At 42.7% G+C, this 8215-nt stretch carries 6 protein-coding genes and 1 pseudogene; 3 read left to right on the top strand and 4 right to left on the bottom strand.

Going from position 1 to position 8215, the window contains the following annotated elements:
- From AC1DPZ_RS17575 to AC1DPZ_RS17560, 4 genes and pseudogenes are all read right to left on the bottom strand, one after another.
- A pseudogene (locus AC1DPZ_RS17575) lies at positions 1-742 on the bottom strand (sugar isomerase); the annotation flags it as partial.
- Positions 743-909: 167 nt separating this feature from the next.
- A complete protein-coding gene (locus tag AC1DPZ_RS17570) occupies positions 910-3030 on the bottom strand; it encodes a bifunctional aldolase/short-chain dehydrogenase (protein ID WP_477405737.1) in 2121 nt (706 codons plus the stop codon).
- Between the two features lie 56 nt (positions 3031-3086).
- Positions 3087-4166: an L-rhamnose/proton symporter RhaT gene (rhaT, locus tag AC1DPZ_RS17565; RefSeq protein WP_477405735.1), complete on the bottom strand. Its 1080-nt coding sequence runs from the start codon at positions 4164-4166 to the stop codon at positions 3087-3089.
- A gap of 237 nt (positions 4167-4403) precedes the next feature.
- A complete protein-coding gene (locus tag AC1DPZ_RS17560; protein ID WP_477405733.1) occupies positions 4404-5231 on the bottom strand; it encodes an alpha/beta fold hydrolase in 828 nt (275 codons plus the stop codon).
- A 255-nt stretch (positions 5232-5486) separates the two neighbouring features.
- Between AC1DPZ_RS17560 and AC1DPZ_RS17555 the strand changes: the two genes are divergently transcribed.
- The 3 genes from AC1DPZ_RS17555 to AC1DPZ_RS17545 form a co-directional block, all read left to right on the top strand.
- Entirely contained in the window at positions 5487-6314 is an 828-nt protein-coding gene (locus AC1DPZ_RS17555; protein WP_477405731.1) for an N-acetylmuramoyl-L-alanine amidase family protein, read from the top strand.
- 189 nt (positions 6315-6503) lie between these two features.
- Entirely contained in the window at positions 6504-7163 is a 660-nt protein-coding gene (locus AC1DPZ_RS17550; protein ID WP_477405729.1) for an outer membrane beta-barrel protein, read from the top strand.
- A gap of 155 nt (positions 7164-7318) precedes the next feature.
- On the top strand, positions 7319-8215 hold an 897-nt coding region (locus AC1DPZ_RS17545), incomplete at its 3' end, for a Gfo/Idh/MocA family protein (protein WP_477405727.1).

The raw sequence follows: 8215 nt of genomic DNA, 5'->3' as shown, positions 1-8215 counted from the left end.
CAACCAGTGTTTGTGCCTTATTACCCAATTTTGAAGAAAGGAGGTATGATTGCCCCCAGTCGCCTATCGTAGTCGAATAAAAATTGGGCTCGTAAGGTTTATATTCCACCCAAACTTTCCAATCCGCAGGTAAGGCATCATAAATTTCCTGCAGGCTTTCCAGCGTGCGCTCAAAAGCACCACGCATATTTAACTGCCCTGGGAAGTTTGATCCATCTGATAACCAAACAGATAATGCTTTTGAATCCAGTTCAACGCCATATTTTATTACCTCGATATTGTGGGCGATGGCCTGTTTGCGTACAGCTTTATCCACATGGTGCAACGAGCCGTATTTGTAGCTCAGTTCCTGCGATGCCTGGTCCTGGAAGGTATTGGAGTTAACCGCGTCAAAATGCAAACCTAACTGGGCGGCATGCGCTTTAATATCGGCAGCATTTTTTGGGATATCCCATGGAATGTGTAGGGAAATGGAGTTACTGCTTTTGTTTAAAGCGTGGATCAGACCTACATCTTCAATTTTCTCTTCCAAACTACGCGGCTCGCCGCCACCAGAAAAACGACCAAAACGGGTGCCCCCTGTGCCCAAAGCCCAACTTGGTATGGCTATGTTAAAATCAATTAACTTTTTTAGGATGGTATTCAATTCGTTTACATCAGCCGCAACAAAATCAAACTTACGCTGGTGCGCTGCATTGTGCTGATGGTTATATTCTTCGATTATGCTCTTCTCTAATTGCATTGTTATATTGGTTAAGCCCCACCCAATCCCTCCCCAGAAGGGGAGGGATTAAAAAGGACAGTTCAATTCTCCCGTTTTTCAGACTTATGAAGTTTAAAAAACATCATAAGTCTTAGGTGCTCTTTTTTAAGTCTCCCCCTTCAGGGGGAGATTTAGAGGGGGCTTCCCTACCTCACAAATGCCATTGCTACCCCGCCGTCAACATTTAACACGTTGCCGGTTGATTTGTTGAGCAGGCCGCCGGTGAAGGCAAAGCAGGCATCCGCAATATCGGCAGGTAATATGATTTCGTTCAGTAAGGTACGTTTGGCATAGTAAGCAGGCAGTTCGGCTACGGTAATACCATAAGCTTTTGCACGGCCTTCGGCCCATCCGCCGGCCCATATGTTGCTGTCACTTATTACCGCGTCGGGATTTACCACGTTCACGCGGATTTTGTCGGCACCTAATTCGGCTGCATTTAAGCGGCTCAAATGTAATTGCGCAGCTTTTGCCGATCCGTAACCCGCGTTGTTTGGTCCGCTAACCAGGGCATTCTTGCTTACTATATTGATAATATCGCCGCCAATGGCCTGCTTTTTCATCACAGCAACGGCTGCCTGGGTTATAAAAAACTGGCCTTTTACCAATACATCGTACAACAGGTCCCAATCTTTATCGGTATGGTCGGCAATTGATTTTGATATGGATAAGCCCGCATTGTTTATCACAATATCAACCCCTCCGAAAGCTAAAGCGGCAGTTTCTAAAGCGGCATTGATCTGTTCGCTGTTGGTTACATTAAGCACCGCGGTGGTGTATGAATCTTTGCCGTATAGCTTTTTAAATTCTTCACCTGCGCTGTCTAAACGTTCGGTGTTCATGTCGTTTAGTATTACAACTGCACCTTCGTCAACAAATTTTTTGGCGATGGCTTTGCCTATACCACCCGCGCTGCCCGTAATGAGGGCTATTTTGCCAGATAGGGCCTTGGGCTTTGGCATGCGCTGTAGTTTGGCTTCTTCAAGCAACCAGTACTCAATATCAAATGCTTCTTGGCGTGGTAATGAGGTATATTCTGATATTGCTTCGGCGCCCTTCATTACGTTGATGGCGTTGGTATAAAATTCGGCAGCTACACGGGCGGTTTGTTTGTCTTTGGAGAACGAGAACAAGCCAACTCCCGGATACAGGATGATCACCGGGTTGGTATCTCTTATGGCCGGGCTGTTATCATGCCTGCAGGTATTGTAATAATCGGTATACATCTGGCGGTAAGCCTCAAAAGCCGGCGTAAGGCGTTCCTGTAATGCTTTTACATCACTTAAATCCTCGCCCGGTTCAAGGTTCAATATCAACGGACTGATCTTGGTGCGTAAAAAGTGATCGGGGCAGCTGGTACCCAATGGTGCCAGACGATCAAGATCGTTGGAGTTGATAAATTCCAGCACGCGGGCATCATCAGTAAAATGACCGATCATGTGCTTTTGGCTGGAGCAGAAACCACGCAGAATAGGGGCAATGGTGGCAGCCTGCTTTTTGCGACCAGCTTCATCAAGGCTTTCAATTTTTTGCCCGCCAAAAACAGGACCTTTTTTGCCATAGTTTTCTTCCAGGTATTCGGCACAGCGCTCAATAACTTCAAGCGTGTTCATATAGCTTTCGTAAGCGGTATCACCCCAGGTAAATAAACCATGCGAGCCCAACATGATACCACGGATGCCCGGATTTTCGTCTAAACATTGTTTTAGCTGTAAGCCCAGCTCAAAGCCTGGTTTTTTCCACTCAACCCAGCCGATGGTGCCGTTAAACAATTCCTGTGTTATTTTTTTGCCGTCTTTAGCTGCCGCGATAGCTATAGCCGCATCGGGGTGCAGGTGGTCGATGTGTTTAAAGGGTAAAAAGCCATGTAGTGGGGTATCTATAGACGGCGCTTTGGAGGCAAGGTCATAAATACAGTGGTTAAACAATTCCACCATTTCGTCTTCATGCTCCACACCGCGGTAAACGTTTTTGAGGCTCCGCAGGCGATCTACATACAGGGCTGCCAACCCGCTTTTCTTTAGTGTGCCTATATCGCCACCCGAGCCTTTAATCCACATTACCTCAACATCACTGCCGGTTAATGGATCTTTGGAGGTCACTTTGCAGGAGGTATTACCACCTCCATAATTGGTGAGCCTAAGATCGGCACCCAATAAATTGGATCGGTATATTAATAATGCTACTTCATCACCTATAAGGTCGGCAGCTTTGGCATCATCCCATAGGTAGCTTACGTGCTTAAATTGTGTTGTTTTGACAGACATATGTTTAATTAGTGAATTATTGAGTTAGTGAATTAATGATTTATTTAATTTATAAGTTATTTAATGGAATTACCGTAACCAACTACTAATACCGATAATATGATCACGGCTATGCCGGTTATTACGGTGGCAAGGGCCTTTTTGCTTACACCTTTCCATTCTTTGAGCACCAGGCCCMACATATTGGCTATTAGTATAATGAAAGCCATGTGCAGGATCCAGGAACTGGCGCCGTTGCCCATTTTACTTTCGCCCATGCCGTAGAAAAAGAACTGCAGGAACCAGGTAGTGCCGGCCAATGCTGCAAACAGATAGTTTTTAAGCAGCGGTGTTTTTTTATCGGTATAGTTACCAAACGTTTTGTTGCTTGCGTTTAGCACCATACACCAGATGAAATTGGTGGTTAACCCGCCCCAAAGTATAATGATATAAGTTACATTGTTTTGAAACAGAAAGTTACCCTGGTTTGGATGCGCAACCTGCCAAACCTGATTAGCCGTATCGGCCATTGACTTACCTGCCTCAATACCGAAGTTGAAACAGGCGCTTAATATCCCCGATACAATGGCAACCAGGATACCCAGGCCAAACCGGTAATCTTTATTTTCCTGGGCGATGGTTTTATCGGCGGATAGTTCTTTTTCTTTCATCATGCCAGCCTTGCCGCAGATAACAATGCCCGCCACGCAAAGCAAAATCCCTAACAATACCATTTGCCCCCATTGGTTATGCAGCAGCATGCTAAAGGTATCTTTGCCCGCTTTAGGGAAAAAATCATAATAAACCGAGGGTATCAACGCGCCAAATACCGAACAAAGACCTAGTATAATAGTGCTGCCCAACGAAACGCCCAAATAGCGAACCCCCAAACCATAGGTAAGCCCCCCGATGCCCCAAAGTAAACCCATCAAATATGTCCACCCGATAACGGATGTGCTGGTATGGCTAATGATATCGGCAAAGCCCGGAATAGTTAACCATGCTGCCAGCGGAGGCACAATGAACCAGGAAAAAATACCGCCTACTATCCAGTAGCTTTCCCAGGCCCATCCTTTAATTTTTTTGTAGGGAATGTAAAAACTCCCCGAGGCAAAACCGCCGATAAAATGGAAAAGAACTCCAAAAATAATTTGCATATAATAATTAGTTTAAATTGGTGAAGCTAATTTAGGGAATAGTAATACAGGAACTGTCATGGACTGTCATGAGTTGCGGGGAGGGGAGCGTGAGAAGGTACACGGAGGTTGTATCTCTTCACTTTGAAAAGATTAACGCTGTTTAGGTTTCGCCTAACAACGGAAATAAGGCTATAACCTTAAATAATAATTATTAATATCGGGTTATAGCCTTAACAAATTATTTAGTTCAGTTCTTTACCTTTTATTAAAGGGCTGTTCAAAAAAGTCGTCAACCAGTTTGTTAAATTCATCCTTATGTTCCTGGAGTGTTGGATGGCCGGAGTTGGGTACTATCCACAGGTATGCTTTGGGGATGTTTTGCGATATCATAACCGTATGTTCTGTGGGGATCACATCATGATCGCCGGCTATAATGAGCGATGGGCATTGGATTTTCTTTAGTTCAGAAAGTTTGATGTTGGGCTGAAACCAATCAAGCAGGAAGATCTTCCAGTCGTTTTTTTCTTTGGCAGTTTTCCAAACTGTATTCTTGTTTTTGTTGTATTGCACCTGTTCCCCTTTCCAAAATTTCGGAACTATCCCTGTAGAATCGGGCCAGAGGTTTGCACCTGTTGAGGCCAGCTTTATAACTTTTTTAGGGTAACGCATGGCCAATTCAAGCGCGTTGATGCCGCCATCGCTCCAACCTATTACGTAGGCCGAATCGATGTGCATTACGTCCAATAGTCCGGCAAAATCATCGGCCATCATCTCAAAACTTAACGAGTCGCGCGGATCGACAGATTTGCCGTGTGCGCGGCTGTCAACAGCTATCACTTTATATTTTTTAGCAAAATAGGGTATATTGTTTTTAAACGCGCTTATTTTATCACCGTTTCCATGGATCAGTAGCAGGGGTTTGCCACTGCCATAAGTTTCGGCATATAGTTTTATGCCCCGTACATCATAATATTTACCTGCTGCGGCATTGTCGCCGTATGGCGGTGTTTTTTCCTGGCTGTAAGCAATTTGAATAAAGGCAACAGATGTGACAAGGGTAAATAACAGCTTCTTTAATTGCATAATAACTTATAGTTAGTGGGTTATGTTTAAGCTATAAATATAAAATTAAAGGCTCAAAGAAAATAGTTTTGCTTTTATCATTTACTATTATTTTAACAATTTATGAAACAATGCAAAGCTAACTTGCTAACTAATACTACCTTTGCGAAATTAAATTAATCATACGTTTAAACCATGTACGCCAAACAATATCTTAATTATAACTTTTATTGATAAAATGTTTAACGTACCTACACTTATATATTTATATTCTGCATGCCTGCCATCCGCCTAAAAAATATTCTTATACCTGCTTTCCTTTGTGTTTTTATCAGCCTGTTTGTCGTCGGTAATTGCTATGGGCAAGAGGATGACGGCACCAAACCCGTTGCCCGCCGTTTTAAATTTAAAACGGTAATCATTGATGCCGGGCATGGCGGTAAAGACCCCGGTGCACATGGCGCTTATTCAAAAGAAAAAAATGTGGCGCTAAGCATTGCCAAAAAACTGCGCGACCTGGTAAATGATGCAATGCCCGAAGTGAAAACGGTTATGACGCGCAGTACCGATGTTTTTATTGAGCTACATAAGCGTACCGATATAGCCAACAGTAATAACGGTAACTTATTTATATCTATCCACTGTAACTCATCCCCGCAAAAAAGAGCCACCGAACATGGTACTTTATTGCTGGTTTATGGTTTTCACCGCAGCCAGGAACRGCGCGAGGCCCTGCGCGAAAACGCCGCCATCTACATAGAAAAGGATTATAAGAATAAATATAATGGCTATGGTGATGATGCCGTAGTGAATACTATCGTATTGAACGCTTTTCAGCAGAAATATCGTAAACAAAGCATCCAGTTTGGCGATCTGATAAACCGGGAATTTAAAAAGACCGATGGCCGCCATAGCTATGGCGTAAAAGAGCAGGGTGTGCTGGTGCTGGCCCAAAGCGGAATGCCGGCAGTTTTGGTTGAAACAGGTTTTATCAATAACCCTGCTGATGAAGATTACCTGAACTCCAGCGATGGACAGAATGCAATTGCCAGATCGATACTACGATCATTGAAAGAATATAGGGATAACCTGGAAGGGAAATAGGTTTTGATTAAAACGGGTGTTGAATAATATATAAGATTTTAATCTCTATCAAACAGGATTGTTAAAACGCCACTTTTTAGTTAATATTATTCCAATTTATTTAAATAAATATTTATTTAATAATAGTCATTTTAGCAAAATATCGGATAATAAATACCGTTCCTACTGCTCAAATAAACTATTATCCACATGAAAAAAATCCTGTTTTTAATCCCTGCATTTTTATTGGCTTTTCAAGTTTCAAAAGCTCAAACCGAAAAAGGCTCGCAAACTCTTGGGCTCGATTTAGGTTTCAGTCACTCGAGTTCAGATAACTCTTATACTGCCCAGGGCAGTACTGTAGTTTCAAGTAGCAAGCTTACAAGTTTTCTTATTGGCCCCGGTTACAGTTATTTTATTGCTGATAAGCTGGATATTGGCGCACGTTTGTTGTATACTACAGGCAATCAAAGCAATGGTGGCAATATGGCTACAAGGCAGCATTCAACAGAGTATGGCGCTAACCTGTTTTTAAGGAAATACTTTATGTATGGCGATAAAATAGGAATACGTACCGGCCCTTATATTGGCTATTATAGGAGTAACCATAAGTATACATTTGATGATCCTACATACGCCAGCAGTAATGATAACTTTAAAACGGATAGTTATAATGGCGGTGTGAACCTTGGTTTGGTATACTATCCATCAAAAAAAGTTGGGGTATCGGCTACATTGGCTAACCTTAACTATAGCCATTATAAAACTAAAGACCCAAACAATCAACAAAGCAGCACAGGTGATAGTGTAGATCTCAGATTAATTTCAAACGACCTTTCAATTTCTGTTTTCTATACGTTTGGTAAATAAATTAAAGGAATTTTATAATGGATAGGTAAGCATCTTACCTATCCATTATAAAATATATGGCTTTCTAAATTCACCAAACAAAAGCCCGGATTAACTTGTTTTAGTGAGCAATACCCCCATCTGGCTCAATTAACCTAATTCAACTTAATCAAAAAATGGCCTCAATTAAATCATCACGCAGAAATTTTATCCGTAATGCATCCGTAGGTTTTGGCGCTTTGGCGCTTGGTCCAATGTTGTCGCAATTAGCTATTGCCAAACCAGGTAAAAAGCTGGGAATTGCTTTGGTTGGTTTAGGAAGCTATAGCGGAGGACAATTGGCACCAGCCCTGCAAAAAACGAAGAACTGTTACCTGGCAGGTATTGTTACAGGCACACCATCAAAAGCAGCAGCATGGGCCAAAAAATACAACATTCCCGAAAAAAACATTTATAACTATCAGAATTTTGATACAATAGCCCAAAACCCGGCTATTGATATTGTGTATGTAGTACTGCCAGTATCCATGCATAAAGAATATACCATACGGGCAGCACAGGCGGGCAAACATGTGATTTGTGAAAAGCCGATGGCCCTTAATGCCAAAGAATGTGAAGAAATGATAGCCGCCTGTAAAAAGGCCAACCGTTTATTATCTATAGGTTACCGCCTGCATTTTGAGCCACACACTATTGAGCTGATGCGGTTGGGGCAAAAACAAATTTTTGGTAAGGTAACCAGTATTGATACCGGCAACGGCTTTACCTATAATGGCGATCCTAACGCCTGGCGTTTAAAAAAAGCAATGGCCGGCGGCGGTGGACTGATGGATATKGGTATTTATTCTATCCAGGGATCACGCTACACTTTAGGGCAGGAGCCTTTGGCAGTAAAAGCCACACAGGAGAAAACCCGGCCGGATTTTTTCAAGGAAGTTGACGAAACTGTTTTTTGGGAGCTAAAGTTTCCCGGCGGTCAAAAGGTTATCGGTAAATCAAGCTATAATCATGATTGGGGCTATTTGAAAGTACAGGCCGAGCGGGGTAAGTTTCAGCTTGAACCTGCTTATGGC

Source organism: Mucilaginibacter sp. P4_G9, from assembly GCF_056400985.1.
Note: the sequence above shows the minus strand (reverse complement) of the source record. Positions and strands in the feature narration are given on the sequence as shown.